Origin of the sequence: Peribacillus simplex (assembly GCF_001578185.1) — a bacterium.
Taxonomy (GTDB): Bacteria; Bacillota; Bacilli; order Bacillales; family DSM-1321; genus Peribacillus; species Peribacillus simplex_A.
Genome location: NZ_CP011008.1, coordinates 3680095 through 3699818, shown reverse-complemented (window position 1 = coordinate 3699818; position 19724 = coordinate 3680095). Strand labels below are relative to the sequence as shown.

Here is a 19724-nt window from a genome sequence, read left to right as displayed (position 1 = left end):
AAGCATATGAAAGGAAGTGGGATTTTTGAGAAGTAAAGATGAAAAACAAGTGAATTTAATTGCGCAGACTAATCCTAAATCGCCTATTACTGAACAATATCGATTAATTAGGACAAACATACAATTCTCTTCAGTGGATAAAGAAATCAAAACCATTGTGATTACTTCATCGGAGCCTAATGATGGCAAATCGACGACAGCTGCCAACCTAGCGATTGTGCTTGCTCAAGAAGAGAAAAAAGTATTACTTGTGGATGCAGACTTAAGGAAACCATCGATTCATTATGCTTTTAACCTTAGTAATATACATGGACTTACGAGCGTGTTGACAAAGAAAATGGACTTAAGAAAAACTATCTTGAATTCAAATGTTTCAAATTTAGACATTTTAACAAGCGGTCCAATACCGCCTAACCCTTCGGAATTATTAAATTCAAAAGCGATAGAAACAGCCATTGAAGAACTTAAACAAATGTATGATTATATCATTTTTGATACACCGCCCGTTCTGATAGTGCCTGATTCCCAGATTGTAGCCAATAAATGTGATGGCGTAATCATGGTAGTGTCGAGCGGTAAGACAAACAAACAAAGCGCAGTGAAAGCAAAGGAACTTTTAGTGAAAGCTAATACATCCTTGCTTGGAGTCGTTTTAAATGGCGTTGAAACGGATAACAGCCATTATTATTACTATCAAACTTAAAGGAAATTCGACAAAATTCGACAAAATAACACCCTGTTTAATGGCAGTTTTATATGCTACGATTATTCAGGGTATTAACTCCTATCTATTTTCTTAGTGATTAAGCCTATTTCCCCAATTTGTTAAAAGGAAGTGTGTGAAATTTGATTGATATACATTGCCATATTCTCCCAGGAGTTGATGATGGATCCGCGGACATGAAGGAAAGCTTGATCATGGCAAAAAAAGCGGCGGAAGCAGGAATCACCCATTTATTTGCCACGCCACATCACTTAAATGGGAAGTATGTAAATGTGAAGTGTGACATCATTGACCATACAGTGAGGTTAAATGAGAGTTTACAAGAAGACAATATTCCTCTAACCATTCATTTCGGACAAGAAGTAAGAATACACCGGGACATATTTACTTCAGTAGAAAAAGAGGAGATCCTAACGCTGGATGATAATGGTACATACTTATTGCTAGAGCTCCCTTCGGGTAAGGTTCCTACATACACACAAGAAGTGATTTATGAACTGCTGCTTAAAGGAATAACACCGATAATCGTACATCCGGAGAGAAATAAGGAATTGATCGAGAATCATAAACTATTATTTGACTTGGTCCAGGAGGGAGCGTTAACACAACTTACCTCTGGCAGTATTATCGGACTCTTTGGGAAGAATATTAAGTCTTTTTCAAAAAAAATTATCGAACATAATCTGGCTCATTTCATTGCAACAGATGCCCATAATATAGGCTCTAGAGGATTCACGTTACAACAAGCCTATGAAACCATTACAAAAGAATATGGAATCGGACGTACATTTTATTTCAAAGAAAATGCTGAACTGCTAATAAAGGGACAAAGTCCTTTAATTGATAAACCTATACAATTTAAAAGGAAAATATTTGGAATCTTCTAAGAAAAAAGATAATTAAAAGGCCTACACATCATAAAAAAATTTTGTCTCCATGTAAAGTATTTATGTTTTTTGTTGCTGGAACGACTTATCTAGGAGTGGGATAAACCACCTTCCAATTGGAAAGTTCCTAGTTCAAAAACAGCAAAATTATCATTAGGATCAATAAGGGCATTTAAAAAGGGAATATGGACAGCATCATTCATCATGGTATTTAAAAATAATGTCATGTGAAAAAGAATACAATGCATTAATACTGTATTTAATAGAAAGTATACCGACATTTTATTAAAGGGGGAAATGTGGTTGGCCTACCGAAAACGACTAACACTGCTGGCGCTTTTAGATTCCTTAATAGTATTATCGGCCATTTATGTAAGTTATTTATTCTTGTATCCGTATTTAAATATATTTAAATTACCAACGCTCTTGGTCACATCTGTCTCATTATTAATTAGCCATCATTTTTTTGCTTCTATTTATAAACTGTATAAGAAGGCCTGGGAATATGCGAGTATTGGGGAGTTACTGTCCATTGTAAAAGCAGTAAGCTTATCGGTTATCACTGTTATCGGCATCCAGTTAATGGTCTTTCAAGATGTTTATGTAAGAGCCATGGCATTAACCTGGATGATGCATGTCATCCTTATTGGCGGTTCCCGTTTTTCGTGGCGAATGCTGCGTGACCGCTTGATACATAATCAAAAGGAAACCAGGAACACATTGGTTATTGGCGCAGGATCGGCAGGAACCATGGTTGTACGTCAACTTCTTAATAATCATGGTACGGAGCTTAAACCAGTAGCATTCATTGATGATGATCCGAAGAAAAATAAGTTAGACATCTTAGGAATACCGGTTGTTGGTAACTCTAAACATATTCCTGAAATGGTGGAAAAATACCATATAGATAATATTGTCATAGCGATTCCTTCATTAAGTAAGAAAGAATTGAAGGTCATCTTTGATGAATGTGTAAAAACGAATGCCAAAACACAGATCATGCCGATGATTGAAGATATTATGGTAGGGAAAGTAAATGTTAATCAGTTTAAAGAAGTGGAAGTTGAAGATCTTCTAGGGAGAGAACCCGTCGAATTGGATATAACCAGTATATCTGAATATGTAACAGGCAAGACCATCCTTGTTACTGGGTCTGGGGGCTCAATTGGTTCGGAGATTTGCCGTCAAATATGCAGGTTCTCACCTGGCAAACTTATTCTCCTTGGACATGGAGAAAATAGTATTTATCAGATTGATATGGAACTGAAAAAGCTCTATGCAAATCAAATAGAAATCATACCTGTCATCGCAGATATTCAGGACCGAGAAAGAATTTTTGAAGTGATGGACACGTACCGACCTGACGTTGTTTATCATGCGGCTGCACATAAACATGTACCGCTTATGGAATACAATCCACGTGAAGCAGTTAAGAATAACGTTTTTGGTACAAAGAATGTTGCAGAAGCGGCAGATACTTTTGGTGTAGGTGCATTTGTGATGATCTCATCCGATAAAGCCGTTAACCCAACAAACGTCATGGGATCGACCAAACGCATTGCTGAAATGATCATCCAGCAGTTAGCTAAAAATAGCACAACAAAATTTGTCGCGGTTCGCTTCGGAAATGTATTAGGAAGCAGAGGCAGTGTCATTCCTTTATTCAAAAAGCAAATCCAGGCCGGTGGACCAGTAACGGTCACACACCCAGACATGACAAGGTATTTCATGACGATACCTGAAGCATCCAGATTAGTCATTCAGGCAAGTTCCTTGGCTAGAGGTGGGGAGATCTTTGTTCTCGATATGGGTGAACCTGTTAAGATTGTAGAATTAGCAACAAATCTTATCCAGTTATCAGGTTATTCAATTGAGGATATTGGAATTGAATATTCTGGAATCAGACCTGGTGAGAAGATGTATGAAGAATTATTAGGGGAGAAAGAGGTTCATAGTGAGGCTGTGTTCCCTAAGATCTTTATAGGAAAAGCGGTACTGGAACAGGAAGACGAGATACAGTATCTTTTAAACTCCTATGATGATTTTTCGATAATGGAACTGAAAGATTTCGTGATAAATCTAGCTAATCGAAGAAAGAACAAAGCTTTCTCAGCAGTGAAATAGTAGTAGGGCAAGGAGGACTAATAAGTGAAGAAAATCACAAAAGCAATCATTCCTGCAGCAGGGTTGGGTACTCGTTTTTTGCCTGCCACAAAAGCTATGCCAAAGGAGATGCTGCCAATCGTTGATAAACCAACGATCCAGTACATAGTCGAGGAAGCCGTTGCAGCAGGAATAGAAGATATAATCATCGTAACTGGAAAAGGTAAACGTGCGATTGAGGATCATTTTGATTATGCTCCAGAACTCGAACAAAATCTAATGGAAAAAGGGAAAATCGATCTACTCAATAAGGTACAATACTCCACTAACCTTGCAAATATCCATTACATTAGACAGAAGGAACCAAAAGGATTAGGTCACGCTGTATGGTGTGCACGTAAATTCATCGGGGACGAACCATTTGCCGTACTTTTAGGTGATGATATTGTCCAAAGTGAAACTCCATGCTTAAAGCAGTTGATTAATCAGTTTGAGGAAACAAACCATTCAATTATTGGAGTTCAAACTGTGCCTAAGGAAGAAACGAATCGCTATGGGATAATAGATCCTGCTTTTCAAGATGGCCGACTTTATCAAGTTGAAAACTTTGTAGAAAAACCAGAACTAGGAACAGCCCCTTCCAATTTAGCCATAATGGGAAGATATATCCTTACTCCTGAAATCTTCAGTATCCTTGATCAGCAAGAAGCTGGTGCAGGCGGGGAAATTCAGTTAACGGATGCGATTCAACAGTTAAATCAGATACAGCAAGTTTTTGCATATGATTTTGAAGGAAAACGATATGATGTTGGGGAGAAGTTAGGGTTTGTGAAAACAACGATTGAGTTTGCTCTTCAAAGTCCTTCATTACGAGATAATACCTTATCCTTCTTAACAGAAATATTAGATGCACAGAAGGTTAAGTGAACTGTAATATCATTTTTATTGTAGAGTTCATAAAGATGAAATAATAGAACAATAAGGCGGGAATTAATATGATTTATCAAAAATATATAAAGAAGATGATTGATTTTATTCTTTCATTGTTGGGGTTAATAGTATTATTTCCTTTCATTATTATCTTAATCGTTTTTATAAAAATAGATTCAAGAGGTCCGGTCTTTTTTAAACAACGCCGTATTGGTATAAACAAATCAGAGTTTTATATTCTTAAATTTAGAACGATGAAAATAGACACACCCAAAGATACTCCTACACATCTATTGGAAAATCCAGAATCTTATATAACAAGAGTAGGAAAGTTTTTACGTAAAACCAGTTTAGATGAACTCCCACAAATAATTAATATTCTTAAGGGTGAAATGAGCATAATTGGACCCCGGCCAGCGCTTTGGAATCAATTTGATTTAATGAAAGAGCGAGATAAATATAGGGCTAATGATATTTCTCCAGGTCTTACAGGATGGGCACAGATAAATGGGAGAGATGAGCTTCCGATAGAAGTAAAATCTAGGCTTGATGGAGAATATGTAGAAAAAATGAGTTTTCCTTTTGACGTAAAAGTTTTTATAAAAACGGTTTTCTCTGTCCTTAGAAGTGAAGGTGTTAAAGAAGGTGGAACAAGTAAATCGTTTACTCAAAAGTAAAAGGGGCAGCAATTTATTTGGGGATTTGAGGTTGAAGTTAGATGAGGATACTAGTTACTGGCGAAAAAAGTTATGTAGGAATAAATCTTAATAAATGGCTTAGTCAATGGCATCATTTATATGAAATAGATTTCATTTCTTTAAAAGACGATAAATGGAAAAGTTTGGATTTTTCTAATTATGATGTTCTTTTTCATGTAGCAGCACTTGTGCATAAGAAGGAACAACAAGACATGGAAGGTTTATATTACAAGGTAAATAGAGATTTAACAGTAGAATTAGCAAATAAAGCAAAAAAAGAAGGGATAAAACAATTTATTTTCATGAGCTCAATATCAGTCTATGGTCTTGATGGTGATATAAACAAAAATGTAATTATTGATAATAATACTCCTTGTGTTCCTAGTTCGCTTTATGGAAAAAGTAAACTTGAGGCGGAAATCCAGATAAACAAACTTCATGATGAAAACTTTAAAATAGCCATTGTTAGAGCACCGATGATTTATGGTGCAAATTGCCCGGGAAATTACTCACGTTTGAGAAAGATTGCTTTAAAAACTCCAATATTTCCATCTATAGTTAATCAGAGAAGTATGATTTTTATTGATAATTTATCAGAATTTATAAGACTATTAATTGAAGGAAATAGTGACGGGGTATTTTTCCCACAAAATAAAGAATACATCAATACTGCTGAGTTAGTTCAATTAATAGCAAATCAAAATTCAAAGAAAGTAATTTCATTAAAGTCTTTATCATATGTTGTAAAATTGATAGGGAAAGAAAAGAAAATAGTAAATAAAGTTTTTGGAAACTTAGTAATTGATTCAAGTTTATCAGAGCATTTTGAGTTCGAGTACTGTATTGCTGATCTACCTAAATCAATTGAAATCTGTGAAAAAAATTATAAGAATAGGTGTTAGATTATGAAAAAAGTCCTATTTTCAGCAGCGGTTGATAGTCATATATTAAATTTCCATTTACCATATTTAAAGTGGTTTAAGGAACAAGGTTATGAAGTACATGTTGCAAGTAATGGTGATTCGGAAATGCCTTATGTGGATGTAAAATATAATATTCCATTTGAACGATCACCTTTTAAGTTTGCCAATTTTAAAGCATATAAGGAACTAAAAAAGATAATTGAAAAAAACAAATATAAACTAATCCACTGTCATACTCCTATGGGTGGGGCATTAACTAGACTAGCTGCAATAAAGGCCAGGAAATTAGATACTAAAGTTTTGTATACTGCTCACGGCTTTCATTTTTACAAAGGTGCACCAATTGTTAATTGGTTATTATATTATCCCGTTGAAAAGTGGCTATCAAAATATACAGACTGTCTTATTACTATAAATAAAGAGGATTATCAAAAGGTTATCAATAACTTTAAGGCAAAATCGATTAAACTTGTAAACGGAGTCGGAATTGATTTAAATAAGTTCTTACCACAGACTATAGAAATGAAAAATGAATTGAGAAAGAAGTATAATTTTAATGAGACTGATTTTATTGTATTGTTTGCCGGAGAACTTAGTTATAGAAAACACCAAGATTTACTAATTGATGCATTTTATTTGGTAAACAAAAAAATTCCTAATGTAAAACTTTTACTAGCTGGCGATGGAAATCTATATCAACAATACAGAGATCAGGTAAGTAGGCTGGAATTACAAGAGACTGTTCAATTTTTAGGATATCGCAATGACATTGATAAGCTTTTGACTATTTCTGATCTATCAGTTTCATCGTCCAGACAGGAAGGGCTACCGATAAATGTTATTGAGGCAATGGCAACAGGTTTACCTTTAGTTGTCAAAGACTGTAGAGGACATCGTGATTTGGTGATAAATGGTGAAAACGGTTTTGTCATAAAAGGTGATAATGAAGAAGGTTTTTCTGGTTTGATAGAACGATTGTATGGGTCAAAAGAGTTGCGTTCGAAATTTTCCGATAAAAACATTGAAATGGTGCGAAAATACTCAATTGAAAATGTGATGAAGGAAATGGAAAGTATTTACTTGGAATTTTAAAGGCGAGAGGTTATAGCTTAATGAAAACAAGAATTTTACATTTACTTTCAAGCAACGCTTTTTCAGGTGCTGAAAATGTAGTAATAAACATGATAGGCTCAATGTCAGATGAATTTGAATTTGTATATGTTTCGCCTAATGGTTCAATAGAAAATGTATTAGTTGAAAAAAAAATACCTTATATACCACTAATAAAAATGAACCCCTATTACTTAAATCAAATATTTAGAAAATGGAAACCAGATATCATTCATGCTCATGACTTTAGAGCAAGTATTAATAGTGTATTATCTCTTTATCCTTGTACAAAAATATCTCATTTGCATCAAAATCCAATTTGGTTAAGACAAATCAACTTAAGGTCTTTAACATATATGAGTACATGTTTTTCTTATAAAAAGATTCTTACAGTATCTAAAGAAATATTGGATGAAGCTATTTTTTCAAAAATAGTAAGTGATAAGTCATTTATTTTAAAAAACAATGTAAATATACAAAATGTTATAAATTCTTCTTTGGCTGAACATAATAATTTGAATTATGATATAGCTTTTATTGGAAGATTGACAGAAGTGAAAAACCCATTGCGTTTTATTGAAATAGTAAAGAATCTTGTAGTTCAAAAACCTGGTATAAAAGTAATTATGATAGGGGATGGGAACTTAAAAGATGAATGTATAAAAAAGATTAAGGAATATAATATTGAAGAAAATATTAAAATGACAGGCTTTTTAAAAAATCCCTTTGTAATTTTAAAAAATTCAAAACTACTTGCTATTACATCTAATTGGGAGGGATTTGGGTTGGTAGCTGTAGAGGCTATGGCACTGGGAAAGCCTGTAATTGCAACTCCAGTTGGAGGTTTAAAGTCAATTATAAATGATAATTGTGGAAGTTTTTGTGAAACTGACAAAGAATTTGTGGAGAGAATAATTAAGATTTTAGATGATAAATCACATTATTTAAAATTAAGTGAGCAATGTAAAAAGGAATCAATGTTATTTGATAATCAACAAGAGTGGGTTAGTAAAATTAAAGAATTATACCAATTAGAAAAATAGCTCCTAAGATCTTGTAAAAAAGGCTAATCAAAAGAAAATTAAAATGGGTGTATGCTTAGCTATTACATACAAAGAACTCTTTATAATAGTCTAAGAGGTATGTATGCTAACATACCTCTTTTATAATTCCTAACTTGATTCTGGTAATATGTAAACAGCTATCTTGACAAGACATAGGAGGAATTGAATAAATATGAAATTAAATGTTTTATATTCTACTGACGATAATTATGCAAAATATGGGGGAGTTTCTATGCTTTCTCTATTTGAAAATAATAAAAATGTTGAAGAAATTTGTGTATATATCATTGATAATAAAATCTCAAAAGAAAACAAGGAGAAGCTATCAGAAATAGCAGACGTATATAATCGAAATCTTGTTTTTATTGACGGGTCAGATATGTTGAGGAAGACTGAAAAGAAAGATGACTTCCCTATTGCAGCCTATGGAAGATTATTTATTTCTAATCTGATAAATATAGATAAAATATTATATTTAGACTGTGATACCATAATAAATGGTTCTTTAAAACATTTATGGCTTAAGAATATTGATGATTTTTTTGTAGCAGGTGTTCAAGATAATCCAGCTAAGTATAATGTGTCTATAATAGGAATGGGCGATAATGACAGGTACTTAAATTCTGGAATTTTACTGATTAATTTATCATTATGGAGAAAAAATGAACTTGAAAAAAGTTTTGTTGAATTTATTAATAAGTATAGAGGAAACGTTCCACATCACGACCAAGGAATTATAAATGGCGTATGTAAAGATAGAATATTAATTTTAGAACCAGAATTTAATCTGATGCCACCGTTTTTGCACATGAATAGAAGGCAAATTATGAAATTATATAATATAAAGAAGTATTATACTCAACAACAAATTAATAGTGCAATTAAAGATCCAGTAATAATTCATTATATAAGTAAATTTTATAATAGACCTTGGAATAAGGAATGTACTCATCCTTTCAAAAAGATGTATGAAAAATATCTTAATTTATCACCTTGGAATAATAGATTGGATAATTCACCATTAGGTACGAAAGTCCAAATAAGAAAAAGAGTATATGAGATAATGCCATTTTTTATTTACCATCTATTCGAGAAAATATTAGACACAAAAAGAAAAAGGTTTATTAAAAGACAATATAAATTTTTAAATATAAAATTTTAGGGGATCCAATATGAAATTACTTATAATTACTTCTGGGAATCTACCTGTTCCGCCAGTTAAGGGGGGGCAGTTGAAAATCTTATAGACATGTTTTTACTAGAAAATGAACAAAAATTCAAACATGAAATAACTCTTTTCAGCATTTACTCAAAAGAGGCAATGGAGCAATCTAAAAAGTATAAACATTGCGATATAAGGTATATAAAAACTGATAGTCTTAAAGATAAATTCGATAAAATGATAAGATATATTATCAATAGACAAAACTTTTTTTATATTGGTAACAATTATATTTCCAAAGTAAAAAAAGAAATAAAAAATTGTGATCAATTTGATGCGGTCATTATTGAGAATAATGCCGAATATGGTTTGAAATTGTACAATATTGCAAAAGGTAAACTAATACTTCACTTGCATAATGATTGGCTCAATTCAAAGACTAAATTAGCAAATAAAAAATTGAATTGTTATAAAAATGTTTTCACAATTAGTGATTATATTAATAAATCTGTGAGCACTATAAAAGAAACAGATAATATAAAAACACTTTACAATGGTGTTAATATAAGTGAATTTGAAAGGGAAAACAATTCAAACGAAAGTAAAATAGTTAAGGAGAAGTATGGTATCAAAGAGGATGAAAAAGTAATATTATATACGGGGAGATTAGTTCCTGAAAAAGGTATAAAAGAACTTATTTTAGCTTTTTCGAAACTTCCTGAAAATCTTAAAGTGAAACTTGTAATTGTTGGAAGTGCGACATATGGTGAAACAAAGAAGGATAGATTTTATAGGGACTTGATCAAAATGGCAGAAGCTATAAAAGAAAAAATTATATTTACGGGTTACATTGACTATAAGGATATGCCATCGATATATTCAATTGCTGATATTGGGGTAATTCCATCATTATGCGAAGAAGCATTTAATCTTACAGTGGTAGAAAATATGGCTGCTGGCATACCAGTAATCATTAGTGATGCAGGTGCAATGCCAGAGCTAATTAACTCTAAATGTGGAATGATTGTCAAAAGAGGAGATATGCTAGTGGATGAATTAAAAATAGTTATGGAAAGACTACTAAAAGATGAAGTACTTCGGCAAAAAATGAGCAAATACAATAGAGTGCATTCCTATAATTATAACTCTAATTTGTATTCAGTTAATTTTAATAAATTATTAGAAGAATTTAATTAATTATGAGGACTTATAAGTTATATGGAAATAATATTCTGGAAAATAGTATAACATTGATTATAGGCTTATATTCATTTTTTTCATATCTTATGAATGGATATATAATGCTAACGTTAATATTAGCTTTATTAATTTTATCTTATATATTAAATAAAAAAGATCAAATTATATTTAAAATTGATAATATATTATGGTCAGTTTTTTGTTTTATAAATTTAGTAAGTCTTATTTATACAACAAACTTAAGTGATGGACTTAGATTTGTTATTTCAATATTTGTCCTAATAATAATTAAAATAATATTTGAAAACGATTTTAAGTGCCAAAAAAGAATAATGAGTGTTTTTTTTATATTCTCACTAATTCATGTATTAACTACGATTTTGTATTTTATAATTCCTGAATTAATAGTAATAATTAACAGAAATATATTAAATACAGAACAATTAGCATTTAATTTAGAGGCATTTAGCCGGGGGGAAAGTGCTGGAATTACAGGACAAACGGGAACAAATGCGTTTTATATTTCTGTTTTTAATGCAATAGTATTTGGAAAAATGATAACCATTAAAAACCAAAGGCTAATTTACTTGTTATTATATATTATTGGGATAATTGCTCTGTTTATGACGGTTAAAAGGGGCCCATTATTATTTAATGTTATAGCTATTTTTATAGTTATTATCACAATGGCAATAGCGGAAAAAAGGAACTTATTAAAATATTTCACTGTGATATTCTTACTTATAATAATATTGTTTACAGTTCTCACTTCATTGTCTAGTTCAAACCCAATCTTTTATAAATGGTTCAATACGAATGACGTTTCAAACGGAAGATTTGATTTATTCATTATAACTTGGGAATACTTTAAGGAAAGTCCTTTAATAGGGAACGGAGCACAATCAACTCGGATTTTATTTAATGGAGGAGCCCCTCATAATATATATTTACAAGTACTAGCTGAATTAGGATTAGTAGGATTAATTTGCCTTCTATCAATATTTATATTTACTTTCTTTAATACTATGAAATTGATAAAAAATGCACTTAGCAAAGCTGATAACAAGAATTTGATTGCAACGTTAGTTTCAAGTTTATACTTGCAAGTATATTTCATAAGTTATGGATTTACTGGAAATCCGTTGTTTGATATAAATTTCCTGCTGACTTATCTGATATTTGTTGCTATGGCTAATGTATATCTTAATCGAGAGGGGAAAAATCGTGAAAATAGGAATGTTAACATATCATAATACAAATAATTTTGGAGGTGCTCTTCAAACCTATGCTTTACAAAGTGTAATTAATAAATTGGGAGTAGAATGTCAGGTTATAGATTATAGGAGTGATGTAATATCTAAAAGGTATAAAGTTAAAAAATTCCTCGAAATCAGAGGGCTTAAGGAACTAATTAAATACTTAATTAATTCACGATCTGAAAAAAAGACAAACCTGTGTTTTGATAATTTTTATAAAAACTATATAAAACTTTCTGAAGACTTTTATGATAAAGGAAACATATCAAAAACAAATCTAGTATATGATAAATTTATAGTAGGCAGTGACCAAGTTTGGAATTTATCTTTATCGGGCATGGATTATACCTATTTTTTAGATTTTGTTTATGAAAACAGTAAAAAAAATTCTTATGCTGCAAGTTTTGGTGTTTCATCTTTAGAAGAAGATGAATCTAATAAGATTGAAAAGTTATTATTTGAATTTAACAACGTATCTATAAGAGAACCAAAGCCCGAAAACTTTTTTAATATTAACGGAGACAAAGTTGTAAATATTAATTTGGATCCTACATTTCTAATAAAGAGTGAGGAATGGAGTTCATTAAGCAAGAATAAAAACAATGAGAAAGATTATATATTGCTTTATACAGTTGCTGCTAATCCAGAAATTTTTGATTTTGCAAAGGAACTTTCAGCAAAAACCGGTTGCCGAATTTTATATGTCCATCATACACATAAGATTCGTTTTGATATGAATAACATTAGAGATATTGGTCCTCAAGAATTTCTTGGTTATATCCAAAATGCAAAATATGTTGTAACAACCTCATTTCATGGTGTAGCTTTATCGATTAATTTTAAAAAAGATTTCTTTTATGCTCTTTCAAATTCGAAAAATAACTTTAATTCTAGGATAACTAACATAATAAATCTTTTAGATTTAAGTGATCGACAAATAATAAATGGTCAAAATGATAAAATGAATGAAGCAATTGATTATGAAAATATTAATGAAACTCTCGAATTTGAAAGAGAAAAGTCAATAACATTTTTAGAAGATATAATAAACGAAAAAAACAATTGAAAAAAAGGATCTAAATAACAATCTTCCAATAAACATTAAAGGTAATATTTGATCGAGAATGACTAATTTGGTTGAGTTGGAAAAAATAGTTAATTAATTTTTGAATTTATTGTCAGCATATTATATTTTCCTAAAATATGCAAGACAGTTTTAGAAACGAGGGTATTGATACCCTTTTAAAGCACCTGCGTATATTAAATAAAGGAAAATAATCGTCTTAACGATTGAAAAAGGAGTAATAATGAATACAAAAGTATCAATAATTGTACCTATATATAAAGCTGAGAAATGGTTATCACGTTGTGTAGACAGCATTATAGAACAATCGTATGAAGATTTAGAAATTATTCTTGTAAATGATGGTTCCCCAGACAACAGTGGTGAGATTTGCGATAGATATGCAGAGCTTGATAGCCGTATAAAGGTTTTTCATAAAAATAATGCAGGTACTTCTGCTGCGAGAAATGATGGACTTAAAATATCCACCGGTAATTATATACAGTTCGTTGATAGTGATGACTGGATTGACAACAATATGTGTGAACTTCTTGTTAAGAATATGATTGAAAGTAAATCTGAATTAGTAGTATGTGGATTAAAAGTTACAAAAAACAATGTGGAATTAAGAAGACCTTTTCTTCCATATAAGAAATTAAAAGTAAAAGACAATATAGAGGACTTTTATTTATTACGTCGTATCTTCAGTTCACCTTGCAATAAATTATATAAAAAGGATTGCATAAATTCTCAGTTCAACACGAATAGTTCTTTGGGTGAAGACTTAATGTTTAATTTGAGTTATTTACAAAATATACAAAACACTATAGTGATAGAGGAATGCTTATATAATGTATGTTTAGATAATAATGAATCTTTAAATCGTAAATTTAGAGAAGATCGATTAGACATTGTCATTGGCTTAGTGGATAAAGAGATGGAATTTATCATTAATACATTCGGTGAGGGTTGTGATAAAAGGAAAATATATAATTCATATATTTTAGGTGTTCATGCATTTTTTAGAGATATAATTCGACATAACTATAAATCAAAACAAGAATTTTTTTATATCGTAAATAAATATGCAAATAACACAACTATTGAAAATGCTACAAAACATTCAAATATGGAACGGTTTGATTATAAAATATTTAATTACCTTATTAAGATTAAAAACAAAACGTTAATATACTATTATTTTAAATTAAAAAACTTAAGAAGAATCAATTTATAAAATATTATTATATTATTAATTTTGTAAACTTGTGACATTTAAATAATGATGAAGCCAGAACTTCTTTATTAATATATAATTACGCTAAAGAAAAAGGAAAAAATATGAGCAGATTAAATAATTCAGTAAGAAATGTCACAGTGGCAGTAATTGGACAAATTTTTATATTACTTATAACTCTAATTGCAAGAATGGTTTTTGTAAAATATTTAAGTATTGAATATTTAGGTATAAATGGACTTTTCGGAAATATTATGTCTTTTCTAGCCCTAGCAGATCTTGGTATCGGTGGTGCTATGATATTTTCACTTTATAAACCGATAGCAGAAAATGATAGAAGTAAAATTGTTGTTTTGATGCAACTTTATAAAAAGATTTATATGTATATTGGGCTAACGGTATTAATTCTGGGGTTATCAATAACACCTTTCTTGAAAATTATTATAAAAGATATGCCTGAAATTGATAATATTTATTTAATTTTTGTTTTATATGTATTGAATTCTGCTAGCACATATCTATTTACCTATAAGAGGTCACTAATTATTGCAAATCAAAAAGAATATATATCAACTATATTTATGTATAGTAGATTATTTATTGTTAATTTTTCCCAAATAATTATACTAATATATACACAAAATTTCATTCTGTTTCTATCTATTCAATTTATTTTTAATTTTATTGAAAATATTCTTATTTCATATGTAGCCAATAAAATGTATCCATTCTTGAAAACTAAAACAACGGATAAATTAGATAAATTTACTCAAGATAGTATAACAAAAAACATTAAAGCTTTGATGATTCATAAAATTGGCACAGTAGTTGTTTTTAGTACCGATAATATTATTTTATCTTCTCATATTGGCGTTGGAATTGTAGGTATTTATTCAAATTACTTGTTAATTATCAATGCCGTTAACACACTTATTGGAAAATTCTTTTCTGCTATCACAGCAAGCGTAGGTAATTTAAGTACGTTAGAAGATGAACACATAATTAATGCAAGGTTTTTAAGTGTTAACTTTTTTGGATTTTGGATTTATGGTTTTTGTTCCATTTCGTTATTTGTATTATTAAATCCTTTTATAGAATTGTGGCTTGGTAAAGAGTATTTATTTGAAGTTACGGTGATTCTGGTTATTTCAATTAATTTTTTTGTTACTGGAATGCGCCAGGCAACCTTGACATTTAAGACTGCAATGGGCCTTTTTTGGTACGATAGATATAAACCTTTGTATGAAGCAATAGTAAATCTTATTGTTTCTATAGTTCTTGTACAATTTTTAGGGATTATTGGAGTACTATTAGGTACCGTTGTAAGCTCCTTATTTATTTGCTCTTGGATCGAGCCTTATGTATTGTATAAATATGGTTTGAAAGCTAAAGTCGGTGAATATTTTAAAAAGTATGCAATATATACATTAGTTACAATAGTAGCAGCATATATAACAATGGTTATAGCATCATTTGTTACAAATATAAGTTACTTAGGATTTTTAATGAAATTTTTCATTTGTCTTATTGTTCCAAACTTAGTATTTGTTATTTGTTTTTTTAGAACTAAAGAATTCATGTATCTTAGTAGTTTAGGCTTGAGAATTATAGGAGGAAAATTCAATAGCAAATTATCGAGGTCGCAGTAAAATTTTGTGTGCCTAGTCACCACTCGAAGATTACAAATATTAATAATAGTTTTGGAAATGGTCTTTTTTTGGAATGAGTATTAGGATGAACAATATAAAAAGAGATGCATATGTTAAGGGTGTCTCTGTCTCTTTTCTTTATTTATAAATTCATTTATCAGGGGCTTCTGTGTAATGTGATTTTAAGTGAGACAACAAGAATAAACAAAAATCCCTACTCGCTTCTTGTGAAATAAGTTACTACACAACTTTTTTATTCGAGCTCACCTTCAGGAAACCATAGAAAAAGTCACCATCATGAATATTAATGATGAACCTCGAGCGAAAGCTCAGCATTCTTTTATCTTTTTTTATGTTATTCAGGGGTTAAGGGGAAAATTTTATGTGTTGATTCGTTTAGCAATCCCTAAGTTAGGTTTTAAGGAGTTGTTATAATAAAAATGAAAAGAAGAACCTTCTTACGGAATATTGTCCTTTTTATTTTTGCTTTCCTTTTTGGCTATATATTTAAAAAAGAGGACGAAAATACGATATTACAACTAATTGATTCCAACAGGGTTAGAGGAAAGGACGCGAAGTTGATTGCTGAAGAATTTAAAGTTCTAACAGAACAGTCGGTAGACACTGCGATAAATGTGAAAACTTTTGGGGCTAAAGGTGATGGCATTGCAGATGACACATTGGCCATACAAGATGCGATTAACAGTTTACCGAATGGTGGAAAAATTTTAATTCCAGATGGAACATATATCATAAATGCGGATACATCACTAAAACCAAATTCAAACCAAACACTATCTTTATCGAAAAAAGCAAAGCTAAAAGCAAAATCAAATTCAGATGCTTCTTATCAAATAATAAATATAGTTGAAAAAGTAAACGTAATTATTGAAGGCGGTTTTATTGAAGGTGAACGTGATGAGCACGTCGGAGTAAACGGAGAAGCTGGAATGGGAATTTCTATAGTTCGCAACTCTAAAAATATAACTATCAGAAATACACATATATCAAAGTGTTGGGCTGATGGTATTTATATTGGCGGGAGTCTACCTTGCTATAATATCAATATTTACAATGTTACTTGTGATAATAATAGACGACAAGGTATGTCAGTTGTAAATGTTGATACATTGACAGTAAGAGACAGTTTTTTTACGAATACAGCAGGTACATTACCAGAAGCAGGAATTGATATTGAACCTGAAAAATATAGTACTGTAAAAAATGTAACAATTGATAATGTAGTCTGTACTGGTAATAGGTCTGGACTTGATGTTTTTGGGTGGGCTAATACTATTAGTAATATTCAGGTGTTAAATTCTTGCATGATAAATAATAGAGAGTATGGTTTGTCAATCGCTTTTACAACTGACATAATAGTTTTAGATTCTTTATTCTCTAATAATGGTAAAAACGGCATTAATATGGCAAGGGATAATGTGAATGTATTTTTTTCTAATTGCCAAGTATTGAAGTCTAATTATTCTGGAGTAAAGTTAGAAACTTCTCTACAAAGAAACAAAACTCAAAATATAGGTTTCACATCGTGTATTTTTAAGAATAATGGACAAGATTCACCTAATTTATATGATGGAGTCACAGTAGATACAGAAGATTTAAAGGGTAAAATAGATGGTGTAACATTTATTCAATGTTCTTTCATTGACAATCAAGTTATTAAGACACAAAGATATGGGCTTAATGTTGGAAACAATACAAGAGTAATGAACGTTTTGATTGGTTATGGTAATAAGTTTAGAGGTAATGCAACTAGTGCCAAAAATGTTAGTTTGATTAACACATTAGAAATGGAATAAAAGAAAGAAGTACCACAAAAAAGGAGAATGTATGTGCGTAATTAATTAATGAAAATCCCAATCAGGTCGGTAGATTTCCTCAGAATTTGAATTACTATTAACAATTTTTTATGAGGAACTAAATGCAAAAAAAATTCATGTCAGCAACGTTTTACTTTTCCACATTTTCGTAGTAATAAAATCTCCATTCATATCAGTTATTCAGTTTCTTTGGAGGGAACTTCCTATTCCTTTTTACAATGTTCTTTAAGGTGATAGATTCACATTTGTGTATTAAAACTGAAGGAGTGTTGAAGGAAGCGATCTAGAATTGCATGAGTTAAAACATATCACTTCCATTCATTAATTTTCCACTTTTCTATTCACTGGTTGGTACCAAGTACTTTAGTTAATCTTTTTCGCTTTTTACTTTTTATAAATTGTCTGATAAAAAAATCGCGAACCAAAGGACAAAACTTTTACTCTTTTGGTCGGGTAAACCTTGTTCTTGACCTAATTGGAAAGTGATACAATAAGTTTTTTTAACTTAGGTGATTACTAGTATATGGTAGGATATTGGCCATAGATATAAAAAACGATTATGCTAGGCTTTCGATGATTCGCGTTTACCTAAGATCATTGGAATGAATGGATATTTATAAATATTTATGATGAAAATTAATAGAAAAGGAATAATATAATGGAAAATAATTACGTTCTTGATTTATCTACTCTTTCGAGGGAATTAAAATTACTACTAAAAATTAGTGTTATTGAAAATCACGGTCTTGATAAGTCGTTGAATAGTGAATTGTTTGACGACATTGATTGGGTATTATTCCTTCAATTAGCAAGGCATCACCGTATTTATCCACTGATTTATTCAAAGTTAAAAAGAATAGATAAGACATATGTTCCACACCATGTAATTGAATCCTTGTATCAAAAATACAAAAAAAACACATTTCAAATGCTGCATTTATGTGGAGAAATGGAACAGATAAGTAAGTTATTTAATGAAAGTAATATCCGTCTTCTTTTTTTAAAGGGGCCAGTGATTGCTCATGATCTCTATGGGGATATTTCCCTTCGAACATCAAAAGATTTAGATGTTATGATTTCGATAACCGATTTAAAAAAAGCTGAAGAACTTCTTCTAAGTATTGGCTATGAGAAAGAGAATCAACCCAATTTTTTAAACGAGTGGAAATGGAGGAATCACCACATTGCCTTTTTTCATATGGAAAAGAAAATCCAAATCGAAGTTCATTGGAGGTTAGAACCATTTCCTTCGAAGGAGCCATCTTTTAATGAGTTATGGGAAAGGAAAAGGACCAGTACAATAACCAGATTTCATGTTTATTTTTTAGGGAAGGAAGATTTATATTTCTATCTCGTTTCTCATGGTGCTCGTCATGGTTGGTTTCGTCTCCGTTGGTTGTTAGATATTGACCAGATGTTAAAAAAAGGGCTAAATCTAGATAAAACAGAAAAGTTATTTAAAAAATATCAAAGACAGCATCTAGGAGGCCAAGCACTAATTTTAGCATCTCAGCTATTAAAAACTCCAATCAATGAAAGAATGAAATTCTCAACTGTTGGAAATCGTTCTGAGGAATTGTCAGAATGGTCAATATTCTTCATTAAAGAAATGAATCAGTATAATTTCCCTAAAGAATATACGGTTTTATTAAAGACAAAAACACAATTATTTCTTACTAAGATGAAAGCATTTTATCCTAATTCTGTGGATGTAGAGACAATTAAGTTACCAAAATCCCTTCACTTTTTATACTTTATTTTACGCCCCTTTTTATTAATTTGGAGAAAGAGAAGAAAACACGCCTAATGATTTTTTTTACATTGGTATGAAGTACCTGATATACAGCACTCCAGCAGTTTTACACAAGTTTCCTAGCCCA

General features: G+C 30.7%; 16 protein-coding genes. All 16 read left to right on the top strand.

Annotated features, from left to right (window positions below; translation table 11 throughout):
* Positions 1-25: 25 nt before the first annotated feature.
* Complete coding sequence (locus tag UP17_RS17250) at positions 26-703, top strand: CpsD/CapB family tyrosine-protein kinase (protein WP_284149538.1); 678 nt, start codon at positions 26-28, stop codon at positions 701-703.
* Between the two features lie 143 nt (positions 704-846).
* The gene (locus UP17_RS17245) at positions 847-1611 is read left to right on the top strand and encodes a tyrosine-protein phosphatase (RefSeq protein WP_061464199.1); all 765 of its coding nucleotides are present in this window, start codon (positions 847-849) and stop codon (positions 1609-1611) included.
* Positions 1612-1914: 303 nt separating this feature from the next.
* Complete coding sequence (locus tag UP17_RS17235) at positions 1915-3735, top strand: polysaccharide biosynthesis protein (RefSeq protein ID WP_061464197.1); 1821 nt, start codon at positions 1915-1917, stop codon at positions 3733-3735.
* Between the two features lie 24 nt (positions 3736-3759).
* Positions 3760-4641, top strand: coding sequence for a UTP--glucose-1-phosphate uridylyltransferase GalU (gene galU / locus UP17_RS17230; RefSeq protein WP_061464196.1), 882 nt, complete (start codon positions 3760-3762; stop codon positions 4639-4641).
* Between the two features lie 68 nt (positions 4642-4709).
* Positions 4710-5321: a sugar transferase gene (locus tag UP17_RS17225; RefSeq protein WP_061464195.1), complete on the top strand. Its 612-nt coding sequence runs from the start codon at positions 4710-4712 to the stop codon at positions 5319-5321.
* A 41-nt stretch (positions 5322-5362) separates the two neighbouring features.
* Positions 5363-6244 carry an NAD-dependent epimerase/dehydratase family protein gene (locus UP17_RS17220; RefSeq protein ID WP_061464194.1) on the top strand — a complete coding sequence of 294 codons (882 nt, stop codon included), beginning with the start codon at positions 5363-5365 and terminating at the stop codon, positions 6242-6244.
* 3 nt (positions 6245-6247) lie between these two features.
* Complete coding sequence (locus UP17_RS17215) at positions 6248-7357, top strand: glycosyltransferase family 4 protein (RefSeq protein ID WP_061464193.1); 1110 nt, start codon at positions 6248-6250, stop codon at positions 7355-7357.
* Between the two features lie 20 nt (positions 7358-7377).
* Positions 7378-8418, top strand: coding sequence for a glycosyltransferase (locus UP17_RS17210; protein ID WP_061464192.1), 1041 nt, complete (start codon positions 7378-7380; stop codon positions 8416-8418).
* A 193-nt stretch (positions 8419-8611) separates the two neighbouring features.
* A complete protein-coding gene (locus tag UP17_RS17205; RefSeq protein ID WP_061464191.1) occupies positions 8612-9601 on the top strand; it encodes a glycosyltransferase family 8 protein in 990 nt (329 codons plus the stop codon).
* A gap of 87 nt (positions 9602-9688) precedes the next feature.
* Positions 9689-10798, top strand: coding sequence for a glycosyltransferase family 4 protein (locus UP17_RS17200; protein ID WP_061464190.1), 1110 nt, complete (start codon positions 9689-9691; stop codon positions 10796-10798).
* A 104-nt stretch (positions 10799-10902) separates the two neighbouring features.
* Positions 10903-12054 carry an O-antigen ligase family protein gene (locus tag UP17_RS17195; RefSeq protein WP_167555991.1) on the top strand — a complete coding sequence of 384 codons (1152 nt, stop codon included), beginning with the start codon at positions 10903-10905 and terminating at the stop codon, positions 12052-12054.
* Entirely contained in the window at positions 12026-13123 is a 1098-nt protein-coding gene (locus UP17_RS17190) for a polysaccharide pyruvyl transferase family protein (RefSeq protein ID WP_061464188.1), read from the top strand. The genes UP17_RS17195 and UP17_RS17190 overlap by 29 nt, the downstream gene beginning before the upstream one ends.
* Before the next feature lie 241 nt (positions 13124-13364).
* Positions 13365-14357 (top strand): glycosyltransferase family 2 protein, encoded by a 993-nt coding sequence (locus UP17_RS17185; RefSeq protein ID WP_061464187.1) that lies wholly within the window; start codon positions 13365-13367, stop codon positions 14355-14357.
* 104 nt (positions 14358-14461) lie between these two features.
* Positions 14462-16006 carry an MATE family efflux transporter gene (locus tag UP17_RS17180; RefSeq protein WP_061464186.1) on the top strand — a complete coding sequence of 515 codons (1545 nt, stop codon included), beginning with the start codon at positions 14462-14464 and terminating at the stop codon, positions 16004-16006.
* A 440-nt stretch (positions 16007-16446) separates the two neighbouring features.
* The gene (locus UP17_RS17175; RefSeq protein ID WP_061464185.1) at positions 16447-17823 is read left to right on the top strand and encodes a glycosyl hydrolase family 28-related protein; all 1377 of its coding nucleotides are present in this window, start codon (positions 16447-16449) and stop codon (positions 17821-17823) included.
* Between the two features lie 679 nt (positions 17824-18502).
* Positions 18503-19651 (top strand): nucleotidyltransferase domain-containing protein, encoded by a 1149-nt coding sequence (locus UP17_RS17170; protein WP_061464184.1) that lies wholly within the window; start codon positions 18503-18505, stop codon positions 19649-19651.
* Positions 19652-19724 lie beyond the last annotated feature (73 nt).